This is a genomic window from Saccharopolyspora phatthalungensis (assembly GCF_014203395.1).
GTDB lineage: Bacteria > Actinomycetota > Actinomycetes > Mycobacteriales > Pseudonocardiaceae > Saccharopolyspora > Saccharopolyspora phatthalungensis.
This window is the reverse complement of the sequence record NZ_JACHIW010000001.1, coordinates 4,972,078-4,992,324: the sequence shown is the minus strand read 5'-3', so window position 1 is coordinate 4,992,324 and position 20,247 is coordinate 4,972,078. Positions and strand designations below refer to the sequence as shown.

23 protein-coding genes and 2 pseudogenes are annotated in these 20,247 nt (G+C 65.3%); 8 read left to right on the top strand and 17 right to left on the bottom strand.

Going from position 1 to position 20,247, the window contains the following annotated elements; genetic code table 11:
- Positions 1-1,542: a molybdopterin-dependent oxidoreductase gene (locus BJ970_RS22940; RefSeq protein WP_512700297.1), complete on the bottom strand. Its 1,542-nt coding sequence runs from the start codon at positions 1,540-1,542 to the stop codon at positions 1-3.
- Between the two features lie 259 nt (positions 1,543-1,801).
- Here BJ970_RS22940 and BJ970_RS38115 point away from each other — a divergent pair, with 259 nt between their 5' ends.
- On the top strand, positions 1,802-1,960 hold the full coding sequence (locus BJ970_RS38115) for a hypothetical protein (RefSeq protein ID WP_246471858.1): 159 nt from the start codon (positions 1,802-1,804) through the stop codon (positions 1,958-1,960).
- Here the strand turns inward: BJ970_RS38115 and BJ970_RS40125 are convergent.
- Positions 1,930-2,298, bottom strand: a pseudogene (locus BJ970_RS40125) (SDR family NAD(P)-dependent oxidoreductase); the annotation flags it as partial. The gene BJ970_RS38115 and the pseudogene BJ970_RS40125 sit on opposite strands and share 31 nt — an antisense overlap.
- Positions 2,299-2,381: 83 nt before the next feature.
- Here BJ970_RS40125 and BJ970_RS40120 point away from each other — a divergent pair.
- The 3 genes and pseudogenes from BJ970_RS40120 to BJ970_RS22915 form a co-directional block, all read left to right on the top strand.
- Positions 2,382-2,681: pseudogene (locus tag BJ970_RS40120) on the top strand (Rieske (2Fe-2S) protein); the annotation flags it as partial.
- 28 nt (positions 2,682-2,709) lie between these two features.
- Complete coding sequence (locus BJ970_RS38105; protein ID WP_184728155.1) at positions 2,710-3,135, top strand: oxidoreductase C-terminal domain-containing protein; 426 nt, start codon at positions 2,710-2,712, stop codon at positions 3,133-3,135.
- A 303-nt stretch (positions 3,136-3,438) separates the two neighbouring features.
- Complete coding sequence (locus BJ970_RS22915) at positions 3,439-4,011, top strand: hypothetical protein (protein WP_184728154.1); 573 nt, start codon at positions 3,439-3,441, stop codon at positions 4,009-4,011.
- Here BJ970_RS22915 and BJ970_RS22910 read toward each other — a convergent pair.
- Complete coding sequence (locus BJ970_RS22910) at positions 4,008-4,316, bottom strand: hypothetical protein (RefSeq protein WP_184728153.1); 309 nt, start codon at positions 4,314-4,316, stop codon at positions 4,008-4,010. The two genes, BJ970_RS22915 and BJ970_RS22910, sit on opposite strands and share 4 nt — an antisense overlap.
- Before the next feature lie 133 nt (positions 4,317-4,449).
- On the opposite strand from BJ970_RS22910, the gene BJ970_RS22905 reads away from it, so the two are divergent.
- Positions 4,450-5,955 (top strand): aspartate aminotransferase family protein, encoded by a 1,506-nt coding sequence (locus tag BJ970_RS22905; RefSeq protein ID WP_312864361.1) that lies wholly within the window; start codon positions 4,450-4,452, stop codon positions 5,953-5,955.
- A gap of 130 nt (positions 5,956-6,085) precedes the next feature.
- Here BJ970_RS22905 and BJ970_RS22900 read toward each other — a convergent pair whose 3' ends face one another.
- The 3 genes from BJ970_RS22900 to BJ970_RS22895 form a co-directional block, all read right to left on the bottom strand.
- On the bottom strand, positions 6,086-7,138 hold the full coding sequence (locus BJ970_RS22900; protein WP_184728152.1) for a cytochrome P450: 1,053 nt from the start codon (positions 7,136-7,138) through the stop codon (positions 6,086-6,088).
- 94 nt (positions 7,139-7,232) lie between these two features.
- Complete coding sequence (locus tag BJ970_RS40115) at positions 7,233-7,313, bottom strand: tryptorubin family RiPP precursor (protein ID WP_221468181.1); 81 nt, start codon at positions 7,311-7,313, stop codon at positions 7,233-7,235.
- A 1,258-nt stretch (positions 7,314-8,571) separates the two neighbouring features.
- Positions 8,572-9,183, bottom strand: a complete 612-nt coding sequence (locus tag BJ970_RS22895; protein WP_184728151.1) for a TetR/AcrR family transcriptional regulator — start codon at positions 9,181-9,183, stop codon at positions 8,572-8,574.
- Between the two features lie 104 nt (positions 9,184-9,287).
- Here BJ970_RS22895 and BJ970_RS22890 point away from each other — a divergent pair, with 104 nt between their 5' ends.
- Both BJ970_RS22890 and BJ970_RS22885 read left to right on the top strand, forming a co-directional pair.
- The gene (locus BJ970_RS22890; protein ID WP_184728150.1) at positions 9,288-10,034 is read left to right on the top strand and encodes an SDR family oxidoreductase; all 747 of its coding nucleotides are present in this window, start codon (positions 9,288-9,290) and stop codon (positions 10,032-10,034) included.
- Between the two features lie 27 nt (positions 10,035-10,061).
- Entirely contained in the window at positions 10,062-10,949 is an 888-nt protein-coding gene (locus tag BJ970_RS22885; RefSeq protein WP_184728149.1) for an SDR family oxidoreductase, read from the top strand.
- Here the strand turns inward: BJ970_RS22885 and BJ970_RS22880 are convergent.
- The 10 genes from BJ970_RS22880 to BJ970_RS22845 form a co-directional block, all read right to left on the bottom strand.
- On the bottom strand, positions 10,921-11,925 hold the full coding sequence (locus BJ970_RS22880) for a CaiB/BaiF CoA transferase family protein (RefSeq protein WP_221467276.1): 1,005 nt from the start codon (positions 11,923-11,925) through the stop codon (positions 10,921-10,923). The two genes, BJ970_RS22885 and BJ970_RS22880, sit on opposite strands and share 29 nt — an antisense overlap.
- Positions 11,922-12,362 (bottom strand): acyl-CoA dehydrogenase family protein, encoded by a 441-nt coding sequence (locus tag BJ970_RS37105; protein ID WP_221467275.1) that lies wholly within the window; start codon positions 12,360-12,362, stop codon positions 11,922-11,924. Before BJ970_RS37105 ends, BJ970_RS22880 begins: the two co-directional genes overlap by 4 nt.
- Positions 12,359-12,811, bottom strand: coding sequence for an MFS transporter (locus BJ970_RS39560; protein ID WP_312864475.1), 453 nt, complete (start codon positions 12,809-12,811; stop codon positions 12,359-12,361). Before BJ970_RS39560 ends, BJ970_RS37105 begins: the two co-directional genes overlap by 4 nt.
- Positions 12,736-13,068 (bottom strand): MFS transporter, encoded by a 333-nt coding sequence (locus BJ970_RS39555; RefSeq protein ID WP_312864360.1) that lies wholly within the window; start codon positions 13,066-13,068, stop codon positions 12,736-12,738. Before BJ970_RS39555 ends, BJ970_RS39560 begins: the two co-directional genes overlap by 76 nt.
- 1,077 nt (positions 13,069-14,145) lie before the next feature.
- Positions 14,146-14,523 (bottom strand): hypothetical protein, encoded by a 378-nt coding sequence (locus BJ970_RS22870; protein ID WP_184728148.1) that lies wholly within the window; start codon positions 14,521-14,523, stop codon positions 14,146-14,148.
- A gap of 67 nt (positions 14,524-14,590) precedes the next feature.
- A complete protein-coding gene (locus tag BJ970_RS22865; RefSeq protein WP_184728147.1) occupies positions 14,591-15,148 on the bottom strand; it encodes a hypothetical protein in 558 nt (185 codons plus the stop codon).
- Between the two features lie 62 nt (positions 15,149-15,210).
- On the bottom strand, positions 15,211-16,485 hold the full coding sequence (locus BJ970_RS22860; protein WP_184728146.1) for a hypothetical protein: 1,275 nt from the start codon (positions 16,483-16,485) through the stop codon (positions 15,211-15,213).
- Positions 16,482-17,240, bottom strand: a complete 759-nt coding sequence (locus BJ970_RS22855) for an ABC transporter ATP-binding protein (protein ID WP_184729293.1) — start codon at positions 17,238-17,240, stop codon at positions 16,482-16,484. The genes BJ970_RS22860 and BJ970_RS22855 overlap by 4 nt, the downstream gene beginning before the upstream one ends.
- A 2-nt stretch (positions 17,241-17,242) precedes the next feature.
- Positions 17,243-17,686: a hypothetical protein gene (locus tag BJ970_RS22850; protein WP_184728145.1), complete on the bottom strand. Its 444-nt coding sequence runs from the start codon at positions 17,684-17,686 to the stop codon at positions 17,243-17,245.
- Between the two features lie 645 nt (positions 17,687-18,331).
- On the bottom strand, positions 18,332-19,372 hold the full coding sequence (locus BJ970_RS22845; RefSeq protein WP_281399597.1) for a helix-turn-helix domain-containing protein: 1,041 nt from the start codon (positions 19,370-19,372) through the stop codon (positions 18,332-18,334).
- A 237-nt stretch (positions 19,373-19,609) separates the two neighbouring features.
- On the opposite strand from BJ970_RS22845, the gene BJ970_RS22840 reads away from it, so the two are divergent.
- The gene (locus tag BJ970_RS22840) at positions 19,610-19,948 is read left to right on the top strand and encodes a hypothetical protein (protein ID WP_184728143.1); all 339 of its coding nucleotides are present in this window, start codon (positions 19,610-19,612) and stop codon (positions 19,946-19,948) included.
- A gap of 161 nt (positions 19,949-20,109) precedes the next feature.
- On the opposite strand, the gene BJ970_RS38965 is transcribed toward BJ970_RS22840, so the two are convergent.
- Positions 20,110-20,241, bottom strand: a complete 132-nt coding sequence (locus tag BJ970_RS38965) for a hypothetical protein (RefSeq protein ID WP_281399473.1) — start codon at positions 20,239-20,241, stop codon at positions 20,110-20,112.
- Positions 20,242-20,247: the final 6 nt, after the last annotated feature.

Sequence of the window (20,247 nt, the reverse complement as noted above, 5' to 3'; positions counted from 1 at the left end):
TCAGCCGCCCCGGAATTCGATCGACTGCACCCACTTGGTGTTGTGCACGCCCGGCACCGCCGGGGCGATGATCCGGGCCGGGAAGCCGTGGTCGAGGGCGAGGTCGACGCCGTTGACCCGCAATGCCAGCAACGAGTCCGGGTCGAGGACCTGGTTCGCCTGCAGCATCGCCTGGTTGAACGCTCCCACCTGTTCCAGTGACCGCACGTGTGCCCAGCGGGGATGCGGCACACCAGCCAGACTCGCGAGGTCCCGGAGCCGGACCCCGCTCCAGGTCTGGAGGGTGGACCACCCCTCGACGCACGCTATGGGCAGGGCGGCGGTGTGCTGCGGTAGCGCCAGCAGGCTCGCTCTGTCCAACGCCACGAGGTGCGGACCGCCGGTCAGCGCAAGCCGCCAGCCCTGGGCGATGTCGCCCGGGTTGATCGCGGCCGCCGCTGCCGTGCGGTTGATCTGGAAGTCGTTCGCGCCAAGTCCGTAGGAACGACCACGCGGCAGGAGCAGGGCGGAGCTCCTGATGCCGTCGATCGTCTGTCCGGCGGTCACCGCGGCCACCGCCAGGGCCCCGCCGCCCACGAGCAGGAGGGCACCGCGCCTGCTCAGCGTGGCCTCGGCAGGCTCGGCCGCGACCAAACCGTCCGCGTCCTGGGCCTCCGGGCGGGTCTGGGCCCGCGAGGTGCGCATCTCGGCTCGAAACGATCGCGACCGCAGCGCCCTGAGCATCCGGGGCAGCTTCACGACCACGTGGACCAGGAACGCCCCGAGGAACACCCAGGCGCCGAAGTAGTGGGCCGTGTAGAAGCTGAACCCGAACACGTAGTCGTACTGGATGTTGAGCACGCCTGTGACAATCTCGAACAGGATGCCGCCGACGAGCAGCAGCAACGACGCTCGTTCGACGACCTCCGCCATAGATCGGGCAGGAGGCCACGAGAACAACCTCGGTACCACCGACCACAGCTTGGCCAGCACGACCGGGATCAGGACCAGTCCCAACCCGACGTGCACTCCCTGGTTGAGGCGATACAGCCAGGACGGCCGGGTGGGCCAGTCGAAATAGGGCAGGTGCAGCCAGCCCACATCCGGCGGAAACGCCTGTCCGAACCGCGGACCGTACGCGATGTAGGACAACAGCCCCGTGATGATGACGATCGGCAGTCCCGCCAGGAGTACGAGACCGAACACCGAAGTCAACCACGGGCCGCGCAGCGGGCTTCGCCACAGTCGCGACCGTCCCATGCCGGGCGGCCGATGCCGCTCCAGCGCCCGCCACAGTCCAGCCGGGAATCCGTACGAAGACCCACCCGCAACGGCTTCGCGCGAGGACTGAACGCCTTCATCTGGGGGCTTTCCATCGCCTTCCGCGCCGGGCTCAGCAGCCGGCCCCTCCTCTATAGGCGTGCCGACTTCCTCGGGGTGTGGGGCAACCGCCTGGCCAGATTCTTCAGCCACCTCTGCGGGAGACTCGGCAGGTACCTCTAGGGGAGACTCGGCGGACGCGGGCGTTACAGATTCCTCCGGGGCGGTCTCGCCAGGTTCCACGTTGCCACTCACACCCCGTGAAGGCTCGTCAGCAGGAGGTGTGGTCAACCACGACCCCCCTTCGGTTTTGGTCCGCCGGCGCACCGTCGGTCGCACTGTTGCGTGCTGAGCAAGTGCTGAGCAAACCCCACCGTAGATGCGCGGACGGCCAGGACTGAAGGGGACTTTGTGCCCTGCCGGTGCTACGGATGGTGTGTCAGAGGCGTTAACGATGTCATCGCATCGAGAGGGGGCGGTCCTTGGCGACGGGGAAATAGCCTTGCCCGATACCGTTTTCCCGGTTCGGCAGCAGTGCGGCGCGGTTCCAGGACATGATCTCGTCGCCGTCGTGGTTGAGCCCCGCGTGCGCATCGAGACGATGCCGAACCCTGGGCGCGAAGCACTCGGCCGCAGCCCCGTGCAGATGCTCTCGGCATAGAGCGTGTCGCCGACGTACACCGGATGCGTCAGCTTCAGGTCATCGATGCCCAGGTTCGCGACGGCGTTCTGACTCATGTCGAGCACGCTCAGTCCCAGCACGACCGCGATGGTCAGGCCGGAGTTGACGATGATCCGGCTGCTGTTCAACGGTGTTTCCACGATGCCGGGCGCGACGGCGTTGCAGTTGATGCCCGATCCGGCCAGTTCGAGTGCGATCGATTTGGTCAGCATCGTCAGCCCGGCCTTGGACACGTTGTAGGCCGAGCGGTTCTTGAAGCCCAGAGTGGACGCGACCGACGTGATGTTGACGATCTTGCCGCCGCCACGGTCGATCATGTGCGGGATCGCGGTCTGGCACTCTGGGCGCGGCGGCTCATGGCCAATGGCGCGGCTCTCGCCGGCGCGGAATTGGGTGCGCGATGAGCGAGCACCACATTGGACTGTTGACCGAACTTCCCCTTCGGAAGGTGCACAAGGTGGAGCTGGCCGGGCGCATGGTCGGCATCATCCGCACCGAAGCCGGCATGTTCGCCTTTGGCGACCGGTGCCCGCACCAGGGCGGGCCCATGTGCTCCGGACACGTCACGGGGACGATGCTGCCGTCGGCGCCGGACCAGTACGTGTACGGGGAGGACGGCATGGTCATCCAATGCCCTTGGCACGCCTACGAATTCCGCGTCGACACCGGCGAAAGCGTCGGAAGTGTCCTTCGTGGACGCTTGCCCACCTACCGGGTGGACCTGTGCGGTGACGGGCGCCGCCGGCGTCGTCGCGGCCGGAGACGCGGCGAACTGGTACAACCCCCTATACGAACGGTTTATGCGGGTCGAACACTGGACGAACGCGATCGAGCAAGGCACCTACGCGGCCCGAAGGCCGCTCGGCACGCACGACCCGGACGGCTTCGCGAGCGCCCCCTACTTCTGGTCGGATCAGTACGGGATGCTCCTGCAGAGCGTAGGTTCCACCGCCGGGTACGACGAAATCGAAATCCTCGTGCGCGACGGCGAAAAGCTGCTCGTCGCCTACGCCAGGCACGGCAGGCTCATCTGCGTGGCAGGACTGCACGCGGGCACGGCGGTGATGTCCTACCGCTGCCTGGTCTCGGCGCAAGCCACGATGGACACCGTCCGCGCGAAGGAACACGAAACAGCGGAGGCCGTCCGGCCTTGACGGCCCCACCAACGGAGCAACCGGCTATTGCGGTGGCGGCGAAGACGTGACCGGCCTATGGGTGGATGTCCAGATCGAACGCCTCATGAAGGGCCGCTGGACGGACACGGGGAGCTCAATGAAGAACCTCGAGCCATGCCGGGACGATGAGATCAAGGAAAGGTGTATCCGGATGGCGTTCGTACCGTGGTGCGAGGATGGCGCCTATCGCACGAAAGCCCGGCTCCGCGTCACACTGGCATCCGGACGACACGCGTCCGGGGACTGGAAGTACGCCCCCACCACGGGAGGGAAGGACATCACATGCTGACCAAGTTGTATCCCATGACCCACACCGTGGTCCGGTCCAGTCACGTCGAACTGAGCGAACTGGAAGAGTCGGCGCTTGATGAACTTGCTGATCTTGTCCTCGCCCATCACGGCGCGGCGATCCCTGTGGTGACCAGCCGCCCCGTGCGGGGCTCCACCCATCACGAGGTACGGGAGAGCCTGAAAGCGATGGCCGAGGACGACAGTCTCGGGTTCATACCCCCCGATTGGGAGATCACCTTCGTGGCCCGAGCGGATGAACACGTTGCTGGGGTGGTCAAGCTGCACGGCCAGCGCGACTACTGCGGACCCGATCTCGACATCGAGGTCATGCCCTGGTTCCCACCACACCACCGGAACACCGGAACAGTGGCGGTCAACGCCATGGCAGCGATGATCTTCGAGCACCTCGCGCCCATGCTGACGCCCATCCACGTGCGCACTGTGATGGCCAGGGACCATGCGCAGATCACCGCCGACCAGGTCCGTGCGACGGAATCGGTTCGGCTGTCGGGCGTTGATGAGCTCGCCTCGATGATCCCCTGCGACGACGAAGGACACCTCTAGACCGTTCGCCTCCGGGGCGACGGTGAGCAGGCCGCCCAGTCCTCTGCCCTGCTGGTCGTTGTCGACGAACAGGTAGTCGAGTTCGCCTTCACCTCGGTGCCGCGGCCCGCGATCATCACCAGGTAGAAGCCCACCGGCCGAGATCCGTCGCGCGCCACCCACACCAGACGGGTCTTCAGGCCGTCGGCGGTGATGTTCACCTCGGCCACCATCGGCGGGTATTCGCCCTGGAAGGCGATACTGGAACGAACCAGCCCGGTCAGCAGTGGGAGGTCCTGGGCGGTGGCGTCGTCGACGATCGTCATAAACGGACGTTGACTCGCCCGCCGGGTGGGGTAACCGTGCGGGAGACGACACGCCCGCGAGTCGTGTGGGGGCAACGCCAGCGGGACCGAGGTGCGTGTACCAGACGACGGCGCGCTTACCTCGGAGGCCATCGTGTCGATCACAGGACGGCTGATTCCCGCACACCCGGAACTGCTCAGCGTCGACGAGGCGACGCGGCTCGGTCAGGACACGGTCGCCGAGATCTACCGGCAGCACATCAGCCCTGGCCAGTGGACGGCGTTCGGGCTGCTGGGATTTGACCGGATCGCCGTCGACCACGCCGAGGACGTGTACTACGTCGATCGTTCCGGCCGCCGCATTCTCGACTTCTTTGGCGGGTTCGGCGCGATGGCACTCGGTCACAACCATCCGCGCGTGTTAGAGGTCCGCAGGCGCTTCCAGGAGCAGCAGCGCCATGAGCTCGGGCTGACCCTGCCGTCGCAGTACGTCGCCGCCCTGTCGCGGAACCTGGCCACACTGGCGCCGGACGGCTTGGACCGCGTGATGCTCTACTGCACCGGTTCGGAGGCGGTGGAGGCCGCGCTCAAGCTCGCCGAGCGGGCACAGGGCCCGCGCCGCGCCAAGGTGGCATACGCGTGTAACTCCTTCCACGGCAAGACGATCGGCGCGTTGTCGGTCACCGACTCGGAGTTCTACCGGGGACGTTTCGAGGTCCTGCCGCGCCGCCAGGCCGTTCCCTTCGGCGACGCCGCGGCGCTGGAGGACCTGCTGCGTCGGGACCGCGGCATCGGCGTGCTGATCCTGGAAACCGTGCAGGGCGGCGCCGGAGTCGTGCTGCCGCCGCCGGGCTATCTGGAGCAGGTACGGCGATTGTGCGATCGCTACGGGGTGCTGTGGATCGCCGACGAAGTGCAGTGCGGCGTCGGCAGAACAGGCCGGTTCTTCGCCTTCGAGCACGCCGGGGTCACTCCCGACATCGTCACGCTGGCCAAGGCCCTCGGGGGCGGCAAGACGGCGATTTCGGCCGTGCTCGCAGGCCACGAGATCCACGACCGCGCATACGGCGGCGCTCGCAATGCGCTCGTGCATGGGCCGGCGACCTTCAGCGGCATGGGCGAAGCCTGCTGCACAGCGATCGAAACGCTGCACGTCCTGCACGACGAGAACCTGCTGACCAACGCCGCTGAGCAGGGCGAGCACCTGCTCAGCGGGTTGCGCTGGCTGCACCGCCGCCACCCGAAGCTGATCCGCGACGTCCGGGGCAGCGGGCTGATGGCCGCCGTCGAGTTCGCCGACCTCAGCGGTTGCCTGCCGGGCTTACCCGGACGTGTGGCGGGGGTGCTGGACCGGCCACTGCGGGGCAGCGTGGCCATGCTCGCCGGCAGCCAACTGCTCTCGGAGTTCGGCATTCTCGTCGCCTTCACCGATTACAACCGCAACGTCGTGCGGCTGGAACCGCCGCTGACCATCCGCCCGCAGCACGTCGACATGCTGGTGGGAGGCTTCGACGACCTGCTGGCACAGGGCCTGAAGGGCTTGGCGGCCGGATATCTCCGCCGCCGCTACCGGTCGCAGATCACCGAGCCGCTGACAGCCGCTCCCGCGCCAGCATCCCGTAGCGGCACGGAAGTAGCGGACCAGCCGAGGCGATCGTAGGTTCCGGAAAAGGCCACCGCGCCGGCCTCGCCGATGAAGTCGCCGGGGAATCCAAGGGCGAAGTCCACTCCCCGATCAGCCGCTCCACCGCTTCGGGTTCGGTTCGGCACGGCAACCATCCGCGCCTCGCTCACCGGTCTTGTCGGCCGATCTGCACACCGACGACCTCCATTAGCCCGGCGAGCGGCACCTTGGCCTCGGTCTGCTCGGGCATGACCGCATAGCCGTCGCGGCGCAGCAGGTCGAGCAGGCGCTCGGCCAGCGGCATCACCATGTGCCGGCCCCAGCAGCGCTCGTTGACGTGGCCAAACGGCAGGTAGCCGGGGTAGGTGTCGGGGTCAAGGTCGCGCCAGCGCTGCGGCCGGAACTCGTCGGGCGCGTCCCACAGCCGCGGGTCGCGGTGGCTGAGCAGCGGCAGCAGCAGCACGTCGTCCGCCCGGCCGATCCGGCCGTCGACCTCGGGGAACTCCGGGCAGGACCGGCGCAGGATGTTCCACGATGGCGGCAGCAGCCGCAGCGCCTCTAGCAGAATGTGCTCGTTGGAGACGTCCTCGTCGAACGGGGAGCCGAGCCAGAGCGCGCCGGTGACGAGCGCGGCGACGGTGAAGCAGATCGGCGCCGCGACGCGGCGGTAGAGGCCCATCGCGCGCCGCCGCTCCTGGTAGCTCGACGCGTTGGCGGTGAAGCCGGCGACCGTGGAGGCCGGGTCGGTCGGCCGCAGCCGCCCAGGCAGCGCCGCACCGGCCACGATAACCGTCCAGGTCAACTTGGGTGTCAGCTCCAGCGCGCGGTCCACCAGCACCTTGAGCCGGTACGGGTCGACGCCGAACACCAAGTCGCGCAGATAGTTGTGCCCGACGAGCGGCCATTCGCCGGACAGGTCGACCTCGTCCTCAAGCGGCTTCTTCAGGGCCACCCGCACGTCGTGTCCGACGGCCTGCATGAGCGCGGACGCCTCACGCCGCGGGATGGACCGTCCATTCAGCGGCTTGAACGTCGGCCGCTCCATTTCGTTGGCCGACCGCACCCGCATCAATTCATTCATCAGGGCGGCATCGCCCACGCCGACCGTGTCCTCGTCCAACCGGAAGACCTCGGCGCCGCGATATTTTCGCAACAGCGCGTCGATTCGCGGGGTGAACGTGGTGACCCGAGAAAGGCGACTTGCTTCCGAAATGCTCACAAATCGGTCCCCAGCACGAGGGGGCGGAGCCCGACCGGAGCCGGGCACCGACCCACGAAAGGCTAACTACCAGGCCAGAACCTGGTTCACGGGTTTAGTACCACCCGTACCAGGCGTACTCCTTCAGGCTCTTCTGACGCGTGAGCTTGCTCTTCAGGAAGAACACGAGCTTCATGGCAGCACCTCCCTTTGGTGTTGAACCAACCGGGAGTCATCAGACCCCAGTGACCACCCATGCGTGGATTCTCTAGGCCTACCAGGAGGATCGGCCTGCGGCAATGACTAGGTCAAAGTCACCCCTCGACGGATCAACGGGAAGCGCAGTTCCTCCTTGGCAATCCACGCGGTCAGGATGCCGACGCCGACCGGCCCGGCCGCTTCCAGCTTGGTGCTGGCAGGTCGGCGATCAACAAGCTGCCGTCATCACGCGGACCTGAGCGACTGGCACGCCCATCGGCGGCAAGCCCGTTTTCTACGGCCATTCGACGAACGTGACCTCGAAGCCGCACGGCGCCGGCTATGAGGCAGCAGGCTTGGTGCTGCCGTTGAGTACCAAAATTACCGCCGAGTATTCAGTAACGGGGCCCCGATCGCATCGATCGGGGCCCCAAGATTCTACGGCTTAGCGAAGTCTATCCACCACACGAGCGGCAAGGACCCGGTCCGGAAAGTCGCACTGTGCGACGGAATCCCGTCCGCCCCCCACGAACTCTACGCTTCCGCGGACCACGTATGTGTCGCCAAAGCGTGGCTGGCATCGCACCTCCACGCGAAACCTTTCACCTGGGAACTCCGGGCCGCTACAATAGCCCCTTGCTCCGCCCGAAATCGGGCTCCACTCACAGTTGTAAGCTCGGGCGTCTGCTCCTGAAGATCCTTCGGCCGTACTGGTTCCTGGGATGGCCAGCGAGAGCATTCCTGCGATCATGACGGCAGTAATCGCACTTCGTCGTTCCATCATAAACACCTTTCAGGCGGCCAGCTGTGCGCAACAAAAAGAAGCGTAGATTCCCGGCACCGCAATCGCTTTACCGATGAGCCGAGATCACCACATTGGGATCAACAATACACCCTTTTTAGTGAGTTATTTCCACGCAATCCGAAAATCACTAAAAACGAAGCGCTCAGCCTAAGCATTAGCCACGAGAGTTACCAGCCAAGTCGGCAGAATTCGAGCGCCGTAATGATACGAATGACAGTGGGAAATTCGGCGAGACGCCATCGATAGCGGGTACCTCTGGTTACCGAGCGAGCCCCACCATGCCTGAGCCAACACGGGGCGCAAGAGGGTGCATTAGGGGCCGCGACCAGGGCTAACGCCAGTCGCGGCCCCTGTGGCCTTGAGGGGCTGCGCACGTTGGGCGTTGCCGTGCGCGCATACCCGCGCGAGGCCTTCGGGTCCTCGATCACGCCCGGGGACGGGCCCCGCGAATTCAGCGTGGGCGCGATGCCCCGGGGCGGCGCCGGGAGACCGGGCGATTGATGCCGTTGAACAGATTGTCGATCAAGGTGTCTGCGAAGGCGTGGTCGATCGGCAGGTCCGGGATCAAAAGCCGGTGGTAGCAGGCTCCCCAGAGTTGGTCGACCACGCTCTCGGGATCGAGGCCATCGCGGAGCTGGCCCTCGGCCAGGGCTTTCTCCATCCGCTGCACCGCGAGTTTGCGACGGGGGGACGAGTAGGTGCGCAGGAAAGCCGCGCGCAGCTCCGGATCAGTCTGTGCCAGGCCAATGAGTTCGGCCATCGTCGGCCCGGCCTTGGTGGCGGTCAGCAGACTGACGAAGGCGTGCAGCTGGTGGCGCAGGTCCGCCTCGACATCCCCGGTGTCCGGGAATTCCAGGGCCGATTCGACGGTGGTGAAGTAGCCCTCTAACGCGAGGGTTCCCTTGGAGGGCCACAGCTTGTAGATCGTCATCTTGCTGGCGCCCGAGCGCCGGGCCACCTCCTCGACGGTGAACCCGCGCACCCCCTCGGCCAGCAAGAGCTCGCCAGCGGCCGCGAGGACATCGCGGCGCACCTCTTCCGTGGGTCTGCGGCCGCGGGCCATGACACACCTCCAAGTATTTGTACTCGTCGTCCATATGTGGTTATATGGACTCATCGTACACATACACCGGGACGTCGGACGTACCGGACTACGAAGGGACACAGATGAGCACCACGCAGATCGCCAGCCCGCGCGTCGCCCTAGTGACCGGAGGTTCCGGCGGCATCGGCCGCGCGGTAGCCGAGCGACTCGGCGCTGAGGGCATGGCCGTGGCCGTGCACTACGCCGGCAATCGCAACCGTGCCCAAGAGACGGCCGACGCCATCACCGCCGCCGGCGGGCGCAGCGTGCCGGTCACCGCCGATGTGTCGGACGAGGGTGCGGTCACTGCGATGTTCGACCGGGTGCAGGAGACCTTCGGCGGGATCGACGTCGTGGTCAACACCGCGGGAATCATGTTGCTGGCGCCGCTCGCTGAGCTCGATCTCGACGACTTCGACCGGATGCACCGCACCAACGTGCGCGGCACCTTCACGGTCAGCCAGCAAGCTGCCCGCCGAGTGCGCCCAGGCGGGGCCATCATCAACTTCTCCAGCACGGTGGTCAAGCTCACGCTGCCCACTTACGCCGCATACGCCGCCACCAAGGGCGCGGTCGACGCGATGACGATGATCCTGGCCAAGGAGATGCGTGGCCGCGATGTCACCGTGAACGCCATCGCCCCCGGCCCCACCGCCACGCCGCTGTTCCTTGAGGGCAAGCCACAGCAGGCCGTGGAGAGCCTGAAGAACATGGCTCCGCTGGAACGGCTCGGTGAGCCCGTCGACATCGCCGAGGCCGTCGCGTTCCTCGCCGGCCCCGCCCGCTGGGTCAACGGCCAGGTCCTCTACATCAACGGCGGCGTTGCCTGATCACACCCATCGAGAGGAGCAAACGACATGGGCAAGACCATCCTCATCACCGGCGCCTCCAGCGGCTTCGGTGCCCTCACCGCACGTGCCTTGGCTGCCGCCGGGCACACCGTTTACGCCGGCATGCGCGACCCAGCTGGTCGCAATCAGCAGGCCGCCGCCGACGCCCGGGCGTATTCCACCGAGCATGACGTCCGGCTGCACGCCGTCGAGCTGGACGTCACCGACCAGGCATCGGTCGACACGGCCGTCGCCGACGTAATGCTGGCCAGCAACAGGCTCGACGTACTCGTGCACAACGCCGGCCACATGGTCCTCGGGCCGGCTGAGGCGTTCACCCCAGAGCAGATCGCCCAGTCCTACGACGTCAACGTCGTGGGCACCCAGCGGGTCAACCGCGCCGTGCTGCCGCATCTGCGCAGGCAGCACGACGGTTTACTCGTGTGGGTGGGCTCGTCCAGCACTCGCGGCGGCACGCCCCCCTACCTGGCGCCGTACTTCGCGGCGAAAGCGGGCATGGACTCGCTCGCGGTCTCCTACGCCGCTGAACTGGCTCGCTTCGGCATCGAGACCTCCATCGTGGTGCCAGGAGCATTCACCGTGGGCACGAACCACTTCGCACACGCCGGTCACGCCGCCGACGAGACCGTGGCCGAGGCATACGAAACTCAGTACGCAGGACTGATGGAGCAGGTCGCCGACAAACTCGCGCAGCTTACTCCAGACCAAGACCCGACCGAGGTATCACGCGCCATCGTGCGGGTAGTCGACACCCCCAAGGGCCAGCGCCCGTTCCGGGTGCATATCGACCCTGCCGACGACGGCGCCGAGGTCGTCAGCGCGGTAGCCGACCGCATCCGCACGGAGTTCTACCGGCGTATAGGCCTCAACGACCTCCTGCACCCGGCTGTCTAAGCCTCGATCCACGTGCGCCGTGAGGCGCGCTCGTGGTCACCGGTTCGTGTGCCGCGAGGACCTCCGCGGTGTGCTCGCCGAGCAGCGGGGGCGCGGTGCGCACCGGTGGCCGCTTCCCTTGATAGCTAACGGGGAAAGCGACCTGCCGGATCGGCCCGGCAACGGGGTGCTCGACCGTTTGCACGATGCCCAACTCGTGGGTCTGGGCGTGGTCGTAAACCTCGGCGAGGGTCTGGATCGGCGCGACCGGCACGCCGCCGTCCTTGAGGAACACACACCAATCTGCGGCCGTGCGCGTTCGCAGAGTCCGTTCCAGCTCGGCATTGAGTTCGTCGCGGTGCGCAACGCGGTCGCGGTTGAGCGCGAAGCGTGGGTCAGTGGCGAGTTCGGGACGGCCGATGAGCGTGCACAGTCGCCGCCACAGTTCGTTGTTCCCGACGGCGATCACGAAATGTCCGTCCGAGGCCGGATATGCCTGGTAAGGAACGAGGTTCGGGTGCCCAGAACCGAGCCGGGTCGGATTCTCGCCGGTGGCGAAGTAGCCGGTGGCCCAGTTGATGTGCAACGCGAGTTGCGTCTCGTACAAGGAGGTCGACACGCACTGACCGAGCCCGGTGCGGTCCCGCTCGACGAGCGCGGACAGCACTCCGATGATGCCGAACAGTGCCGCGCCGAGGTCCCCGGCGGCGAGCCCTGCCTTGACCGGCGGGCCGTCGGGTTCGCCGGTGAGCGACATGAGCCCGGACATGGCCTGGGCGACCATGTCGTACCCGGGTTCATCGCGCAGCGGGCCCCGATCGCCGAACGCGGAGATGTGCAGCACCACCAGCCGGGGGTAACGCTGCGTAAGAGCGGTGTGGTCGAAGCTCCGCTGCAGGCTGCTGCCGGGCCGGAAGTTCTCCACCACGACGTCGGCGTCGGCGATGAGGCGGTGCGCGACCGCCTGCCCCTCCTGGGATTTGAGGTCGAGGGTCACCGATCGCTTGTTGCGGTTGGCCGCAGCCGCAGCACGCGCGCCGCGGAGTCCGTCATGGACAGTGGGCAGGCCAGCCCGAACTCCGACTGCACATACAGGTACGAAAGGGCGTACTTCACGACATGCGGGGCGATGCCGGGCCAGCAGTTGACGCCGGGACGGTGCGACATCGCGGCGAGCCCGAAGCGACGGAAGGCGATGTCATGCATCCGGTCGTAGGCGGGGTGGAACTCGATCTCGTCGATCCGCTCACCGGACGCGGAATACTGCCGCAGCACGGGCGGATTGCGGTCGGCAGTGCTGGCGAATTCGTCGAGCTCACCGGCCGCGACCCGGCCCATCTCGTCCAGCAGCGGCTCGATCCGGGCGCGGTCCTGCGACGCCAGCACGTGGTCGAGCATCGGGCGCAGTGCCGGGTCGTGATCGGCGAAGTTCATCGCTGCCTCTTCTCCTCCCCGGACCGAGCCGGGACGGCCTTTTTCGTGGCCGCGGACGGCGACCAGGAGCTGCGGCGGATCAAGGCCGTCGTGCAGACCAGGGAGATCACGACGTAGGCCAGTCCGAGTGCGACGACCGGCCAGATCGAACCGGTGCTGGTCAACAGGAACTGCGACATCAGTGGGGCGGTTCCGGCGAACACCGTGGTGCACAGCTGGTAGGCCAGCGAGTTTGCGGTGTAGCGCACCCCGGTCGGGAATACCTGCGACAGGATCCCCGCTAACGCGGCGCAGAACATCGCGTGCGGGAAAGTCGCGATCGCCATGCCGAGCGTCGCCAGCCCGAACGAGCCGGTCTTGACGAGCACAAACATCAAGGGAAGCAACAAGATTTCGGGCAGCAGCAACCACAGCACCGCGCGCGTGAGCGACAATTTGCTTGCGACCACGGCGCCAAACGGCTGCACGAGCTCGGGGTCGGCAGGACACCGATTCCCGCCGTAGCCAGCCCCATCAGAGCCAACGTCATGATCAGCGCGCTCTTCCGGCCCCGCCGGTCACCGATGTGCCCGAAGATCAGCCCGCCTAGGGGACGCGCGAGGAACCCGACCCAGAAGGTCCCGAAGGCAGCCAGAGTTCCTAGTGCCGGCGAGACCTCCGGGAAGAAGAGCTTCCCGAAAACCAGCGCGGAGGCCGATCCGTACACGTAGAAGTCGAACCATTCGACGGTCGTACCGACGAAGGCGGTGATCCCGGCTTTGCGCGCTCGCGCGGCACGGCCGGGCCCCGGACGGCCGGCGCAGCGCCGACGGGAGGAGATGTCAGGTTTCCCAGCCGCTTGCCTTCAGCGTCTGGTGCCAAGGGATGTCGTCGTCGACCGTGAGCGTCGCCGACGTCCACTCGCCGTTGGTCAGGTGCCGAACCGAAGAGTCGATCATTCCTCGGACGCTACCGGCAGGCGTCGGCGTGCTCGCCCGCTAGGCGCGGTTGTCTCTCGACACCCTGCACTCCCGGCCGTCATTGTCGTTGTGAGCTGGGAATTTGCCGTTGCGGTTCAGGGTGAACTTCTGGTCGCAGGACCGGCACACGCGGCGGCTTCGTGGGCGAGTGCACCGGTCAACGCGGTCGACGAACCTGGTGGTTCCCGAGGCTGGGCATCGTTTCTGCGCCCAGCCGATCATGGGCACATCCTCCAGGTAGTGGACCGGCACCCTTCCTGCCTTGGTCTTCCTCAGAGGGAGGCAGCATTCCCCACAGTGCATCCCGGCCCCTTCCCGTCCAATCGTTTCTGTGGATCATGCCCCGCAAGCTGGCGCGAAGCAGCGCCCAATGGGGTTATCAACGCACGGACAAGGCGCCGCCGCCCTGGCTTTGCGCGTGACCTGTGACGGCAGTTGTTCATGACGACGACTGCCGGAGGCGCCGCACGCTGGGCGATCAGGTCGATGTGCGCCAGAACGGGAGGCAGTCGGTAGCGGGTTCAAAGATCCGGCGTATGCGGCCAGTCATAGTGGGGCACGACCGGAATACGGAACCTGCCCTACCGTCCTGTTTCCGCTGGTAAATGGGCACACAGTGTCCACTGTGGCCTATCTCGGCAACTGTCGTAGCGCTCCATCACCATGTTGGTCAGGCCAGTGTGGATCCCGGTGACGTCATCCAGTGCTTTTCTCTTCCCGTAGTAGAAGCTCACGTGCTCGAACGGGGCTTGCATATTCACCCCGCGTCCTGTTCAGCCGCACCAAACCCCTCGGGGTGGTTGCCCACCCCGAGGGATTCGAACTCAGCAGAAGAAGTTGAGCGGACCTTCACGAGTGTTTCCGGTGTTGCTAATCGTGTAGGTGTAGTACCTGGTGCGGTCTTCGCAGAACCCCCGCGGGGATAGGTGCACGGTTACTCCCGACAGGGTTTCGGCGGCGAGCGTCGAGTCAACCCAGAACGAGATGTTCTTCTTGAGCTGGACGGTCACCTCCGCCGGGACATCGCAACCGACCCGGCCTCCGCGTGCGATGAGCCCGTTCCCTGCCTGGGTGACCGCGTTCGCGTACAGGGCGCACGCCTGCTGCTCAGCCGGAACGGCCCAGGCCGGAGATGCGAGGGCGAGCCCACCCGCGGCTGTCATGCTGAGCATCGCGGCCGCGGTGGCTACTTTCTTGATCATTTTTTGCTCCCCAGTTCTCTGTTTTTTGTGAGACGAGCCCGAAAGGTCGAAGGTGGCTCGGGTGGAGTCAGTCGTTTCGCCCGAGCCGATGCGCCCACGAGGTGGTGCCAAGGGTCCAGGCGTGCACACCCATCGCTACGACGACTGCTATCACTGCAAGTGCCCAGTTCCCTTCAGGGCCGGGATAGGGGACCAACGGCAACCACGGGGTTTCCCGAAACTCCAGGTTGTCGGCTATCGCGATCCCGAAGTAGCTGACGAGACTTGTCGCGGCGCCGATAGGAGGTCCCAGCAGCGCCGCGAATATCAGTGTGAACGCCCCCATGGTCAGCACGTTCGATACAAGCCAAGTCCAGGGCATATTCGGTGGAAGCCTCATCGCAGTGGTGAACACCGGGACAACTGCCGCGGCGCAGGCCACGGGGACCATGGCAGCTGCCACAAAGCGCGTGCGCACAGTGCCCACCCGCTCCCACTCCCAGAAGCGGGGACGTAGGACCGCCGTTGCCAGTACACAGGTCACAACCGCGAACAACTCCGCATACGGAATCCGGCGTGGTGGATTGACAACCGAGAAGTCGATGTCCAGGGTGTAGAGGCCGAAAATGCCGGAGAGTGCGGACATCGTGACTACGAGGGCCGCCAGCCGGTGCATCCCACGGGACAGCAGAAGAAGTCGAAATGCTTTCACGGGAGATTTTGCTCCGTAAGGGAACACGACGCGATGCGAGGCTCGTGCTTAGCTATCCATGCCCTGACCAGCCTCGGGTCGAGCTGATCGAAACGGGATGGTGGACCGGGACTGGGATCGCCAGCCTGTTTGAGCAGCCACTGTTCGAGTTCGTCGGACAGCCTCATCGGGGTACGCTCAACGGGGCCACCGGCGGCTAGCTTCTGGGCGCACGCGACGTCGCCCGAGAGGTAGCCTGCCAGCGCGTGCTGCGTGGTAGCTCCCGTCGAGTTATACGGTGACAGCGGAACCCAGGCGGTGTTGCCGAAGTTCGCCCCGGACACGCCCTTGCGTGCTGCTACGTCCAAAACCTCCTCCAGGAATGCGGGCTTCTCCCCGTAGACCGCAAGCACAGTGTCGCCGGCCTCGGCGACACTGCCGAGCTCAGATGATCTTCCAGCGTGTACGCAGTAGCGCACTCGTTGGTCTACACAAGACAGAGGTGGATGCTGTTCTTCAGCTAGCAGCGCTGGAGTGCTGATGGCCGGCAGGGCAACCATTACAGCGACGACAAGCGCTATTGCCGCCGACATCGGCGAGGGGACTCCGAGTTTGCGTCTGCGGCGCATGGCGCGACTTGCGATCACTCCGCAGGCCATCACGATAAGGAGGAAGAACGCGATGCGATACACATTGAGTGGGGGATTCTCCATCCGCCCCAGGTCGGCAGGTACATGCGTCACGGGTACTGTCGCGACGAAGGCGTCACGGCCGGCGTTGAGCTGCATCGCCAGGAAACCGAGGATGAACGTCAACGGTGTTGTCCACGCCGTGCCGGTCAGAACACCGGCCGTGTAGCCGGCAGCGATCGAAGCCGCTAGCCCCGTCACTCCGGACAGCATGGCCAGAAGGTCGGGCCCCCCCGTGCCAGCGGTCTGCGCTGTGATGATGAGAAGGGGAGTCATTCCGAGGAGGTAAGCGAACATCAGCGGAATGCCGAGAACGGCCAGATGTCGCACTGTTACGGGAAGCCCAGCTCGAACCGAGTTAGGGAGCGCGAAGATACGGCTGCTGTGCGTCAGACGTCCGGCGTAGTAAGTCGCCGCTGCGGCGGCGATGGGTGCGATCAGCAGTAGCTGCTCGTGTACCTGTGAAGAGGTGTTTGCCCATTCCTGGTAAGGAAGCGCCCAGTATTTCCGGGTTTGTCCGAGTGTCAGTATCCCGATGATCAGGGCGGGCAGAAGCGTCGGTAGGAGTCCGAACGGACGGGTTGCTGAACGAAGACGGCTCACGGCTCCCCCAGGCGCGCGATCAGCGTTTCGTAGGCCCGCTCGAAGCCCGATCCCATCGTGGCCGAACCGTCATCGGTGTTGTCGACCAGCGCTTGGAACTGCGTTACGGAGCCGTCGAACACAAGCTTGCCCTCCGCGAGGACTGCGACTCGCTGGCAGAGATGCGAGATGTCTTCCAGCAGGTGGCTGGAAAGCACCACCGTGCGCTTGCGTCCGATCGAAGCCACGAGTTCGCGTACGCGCAGCCGTTGACCCGGGTCAAGGCCCACCGTTGGCTCGTCGAGGACTACGACCTTCGGATCGTGCGCCAAGGCGGCCGCGACGCCCAACCGCTGACGTTGCCCTCCCGAGAGGCTGCGGACGCGTGAACGCGCGCGATCGGCGAGGCCGACCTCGGACAGTGCCCGGTCTGCTGCCGCGGACAGCCCCGGTTCAGGGGTTCCGTTGACCCACGCCGCGTACTCGACCGTGTCGCGTAGACGTAGCTCGCCAGCGAGAGAGAAGCGCTGTGGCACGAAGCCGAGCAGCTTCCTTGCTTCCCTTCGTCCGGCACTGCTGGCGAGATCGTGCTCGCCGAGCGTTATCCGACCGCCTTTCGGTTTGGCCAATGTGACCAGAAGCGAGAGGAGAGTGGTCTTGCCCGCTCCGTTGGGGCCTAGCAATCCGACCGTGCCAGGACGGACCTGCCACGTGACGTCATCCAGTGCCTTTCTCTTCCCGTAGTAGAAGCTCACGTGCTCGAACGTGGCTTGCATATTCACCCCGCGTTCCGTTCAGCCGCACCAAACCCCTCGGGGTGGTTGCCCACCCCGAGGGATTCGAACTCAGCAGAAGAAGTTGTGCACACCTTCACGAGTGTTTCCGGTGTTGCTAATCGTGTAGGTGTAATACATGCTGCGCTCTTCGCAGACCCCCGCGGGGCGAGGTGCACGACTCGTCCCGTCACGGTTTCGGCGGCGAGCGTCGAGTCAGGCCACATCGAGATGTCCTTGTTGAGCTGGACGGTCACCGTCGCCGGGACACCGCAACCGACCCGACCTCCGTGTGCGACGAGCGTGTTCCCTGCCTGGGTGACCACGTTCGCGTACAAGTCGCATGCCCGCTGCTCAGCCGGAACGGCCCAGGCCGGAGATGCGAGGGCGAACCCACCCGCGGCTGTCATGCTGAGCATCGCGGCCGCAGCGGCTATTTTCTTGATCATTTTTACTCCCCAGTTCTCTGTTTTTTTGTGAGACGAACCCGAAAGGTCGACGATTGCTCAATCCGAATCGCTTTCCGGTTTCGGTTCCGGCAGCCATTGGCAGCCCCCCGTGCTGCCAATGGCCGGTTCCCCCGGTGCGGGCTCCGGCGACCCCCGGCCATCGGTGCCCGTGGTGATCTGTCGCACGGCTTGCGTCATCGTCAATCTTTCCCAGTCGTTGTTCCTAGCCCCCTACTTCGGGAGCCGTTCCTTCTCGAACCTTGGAGGTGGCCGCTGGCAGCCCCCTGATGTGCTGCCAGCGGCCGGATCCCCCAGTTTGGGCCCGGCAGCCTTTTGGACAATTTTGCAATGTGCTTGAGTGCCTCGCGGGTGAGGGTCGTCCAGTTGGACGCTACACCCATTTCTCCCCTAGCTTTCTTTGGGTTGATCTCGTTGGCTGCCAGTGCTTTTCACACTAGGACCATGCGTATGCGGTCAGCCAGGTTCTTTTTGCACAGTGAGGCGGGGCGTGCGGTACGAAGATGTTCAGTCAGGATGAGGGTTTACCGGCTGTGTACCCGATTGGCGACCAAAGATCGTCCGGACGTGTGAAGACCACGCCGGGCATCCGGGTCAGAGGCGTCGCGTTTGACGGGTAGTGGGGAGTCAGAGGTCGTGCCCGTCGTGTATGCGCAGAGCGAGCCACAGGTCGTAGCGGGCCGACGGCCCGATGAGCAGCGACCGTTGGAGGAGTCTTTCGACACGCAGCAGGCGCTTGCGGGTACCTGGTACGGAGATTTCAAGGGCCGCTGCCGTCATATCGAGGCGAGCGTCGCTCGCCAGCCAGGCACGCAGCGTTGTCAACGACTGTTGTGCATCGTCAGTGAGAAGTGGTGTGAGCTGGCGCTGCGCCCACAATCGCACAGCGGCGGTGTTCAGCAGCGCGTTGATGCTGTCCTGGTGATCCCCGGACGATGAACGGGGATAGTGCAGAATCCGCAAGGCCAGATCCAGCGTTGCCTGTGTCCTGATCTGGTGTAGATCGCAGCCCAGGAGACGCTCGATGTGACTCAGCCGCGCTGACAGCGTGTTTCGGTGGATCTTCAGTGCTTTCGCCGAGACGTTGTAGGCCATCAGCCAAAATTGCAGCGTCCTGGCGAGTTCCTTGGCGTCAGGATCGTGGCAGCGGTCGGGAATGTACTCGATCAGCGGCGCTAACAGTTTCCCCGCCCAGTCTCGTCCGGTTTGGCCTAGTAGCGCGGCCAATTCTTCCTGGGGCCTGAATCGCGCGTAATGCTCGGCGCCGCTCTTGGCGGCTGCCAACGCGTGGAACGCCTGCTCGTACCCGGCGGCCGTCTCGCGCAGGGACACAACCTGGCTGGCACCCACGTGCACGTCGCCTCTGCCCTGGACAAACCCACGAAACCGCTCCTCGACCGGATCAGCCTCGACACATGGTCGGCCAGTGTCGTCCCGCGCCGAGGATGACGGGTCACCGACAGGAGCCAGCACGATCACGTGGCGGCGATACCCAGGACACAGCACGACCCACGCCTGGCCATCGCACACCTCGGCGCACTGCGCCGCCAATGCCTCACGTGTCCCCTTCCGCGGCTCGTATTCGGCCACATACACCCTGATGGGGTCGGCAAGGGGAGGACCAAGCATCGCTGCCACCCGCGCAGCACCGTCGCGGTCTCCCACCATGAGCAGATTCAGAACTACTTCCCTGAACTGGAAATACGTTTGATCGAGTCGCTGCCGGGCACGGCGGGCTTCCGTGACCTGCCAGCACAACCACAGCAGCCGCGCGGAATCGGCGAGTAGTTCCCTGGCCTGTAAGAAGACCTGCTTCCCGCTCGCCGTGACGAGAACAGGGCCGGGTCGTGGGTGACTGATCGACAGGGCAGCGACCATCTGTGTGTCGTGTTCCACGGCAGCCGAGTGGACCTGTCCGAGACGAATCCGTTCGACTTCACCGGCAACAGCCGCAAGAAGGTCATCCCGCATTTCGGGAAACGCGTGCAACGGCCGACCAGTTCTGTCGAGCAACACCGCGTGGCCGTCGACACTCCGCGCCACACACCGCAGAAGGCGACTCAGCCCATCCGGCTGTGTCGCCTCACGCTGCATCAAGCGAAGCTGATCAACGCGCTGCCGCAGGGCAGGCATCGAGTCATTGTGTGGAGCCACGGTACATCTGGTCCCGTATGTCGTATATCGCGCGGCCAGGACACGAAGCTAGTGAGCGTTAATGACGGTTCGGAACCCGAACCACAATGATCAAACCATGTATCCCTCTTGGAATATTCACGACGGTGTTCGGAAGGACTCCGATCAAGGACGGTATAGGGCCGGGTGATCTTGATGGGGAGGATTACGAACATTCGCCATATTCACCCCTCTTCTGGGCTAATGCCGGCCAAGGTCAACCCCGTGATCCCCTAGTGCGTCATCCAGCTCACCACCGCCATATCGCCGAGATCGGTGCCCATGCCGGGCACGAAGCCCTTGTCGATCTTCACCTTGTCCACCGTCAGCTGCCGCAGGTAGGCCAGCGACATAAGCACGTTCAAGGGGTG